This window comes from Gordonibacter pamelaeae 7-10-1-b, assembly GCF_000210055.1.
GTDB classification, from domain to species: Bacteria; Actinomycetota; Coriobacteriia; order Coriobacteriales; family Eggerthellaceae; genus Gordonibacter; species Gordonibacter pamelaeae.
Genome location: NC_021021.1, coordinates 2,925,953 through 2,927,037, shown reverse-complemented (window position 1 = coordinate 2,927,037; position 1,085 = coordinate 2,925,953). Strand labels below are relative to the sequence as shown.

General features: G+C 68.8%; 1 protein-coding gene. It reads left to right on the top strand.

Features of this window, described 5'->3' with window-relative positions:
- Nucleotides 1-3 precede the first annotated feature (3 nt).
- On the top strand, nucleotides 4-1,085 hold a 1,082-nt coding region (locus GPA_RS19460), incomplete at its 3' end, for a GGDEF domain-containing protein (RefSeq protein ID WP_041239662.1).

Genomic DNA, 1,085 nt, shown 5'->3' with positions numbered 1-1,085 from the left:
CGCATGGGACAGGAGAGAAGGCGGGGCCCCGGCCGTTGGAGCCGGGTCGACGTCCAGGTGTCGATGGTCGCGGCCGCCGTCGTCGCGCTGTCGTTTCTGTGCGTGTACGTGTTCAACTACCAGATAACCTATCGGGACATGATATCCACGCTCAAGGAGCGCTCCGACAGCATCTACGGGTACGTCGAGGACGCGCTGGACAAGTCCACGTTCCTCGCCATCGAGGGCGCCGACGACGTCGACGGCGACGACGATCCGGCCCGTCCCGCCTACCGGGAGATGAAGGAGTCGTTCAAGGAGGTCAAGGCCGCCACCGGCGTGCGCTACCTCTACACGGCGAAGCGCGCGGCCGACGGCACGCTCGTCTACCTCGTGGACGGCCTCCCCTCGGAAAGCGACGACTTCCGCAATCCGGGCGACCCCATCGAGCAGGAGATCGTCGGCGATATGGAGCGCGCCCTGGCCGACGAGGTGGTCTACCCGACCGACATCAAGTCGACCGACTGGGGGCACATCTTCGTGTCGTACTATCCCATCCACGACGAGGGGCGCGTCGTGGGCGTCGTGGGCATCGAGTTCGATGCCGAGCGCCAGTTCGAGACGTTCCGCACGGTGCGCATCGGCACGCCGCTCATAGGGATCGCGTTCTGCCTCGCGGCCGTGGCCGTGTCGGTGGTGCTGTTCAGGCGCATCTCGAACCCCGCCTACCGCGATTTGGCGAACACGGACTACCTGACGGGGCTCAAGAGCCGCAACGCGTTCGAGGTGGACGTGGCGAACTGGAACCGCACGGGCGCCAGGGTTGCCGGGGTCGTGGCCGTCGACGTCGACGGGTTGAAGGCGGTGAACGACGAGCTGGGGCATGCGGAGGGCGACGAGCTCATCCGCGCGGCGGCCGGGGTCGTGTCCTCATGCTGCGGGGGCTTGGGGCCGGTGTACCGCGTGGGCGGCGACGAGTTCGCCGTCTGCTGCTTCGAGCTGGACGAGCGCGCCGGACGCCGCATCGCCGACGACCTGCGTGCCGCCTGCGCCGCCGTGGGCGTGGCCGGCCGGCCCCTGTCGCTGTCCGTGGGATGGGCGGTGCG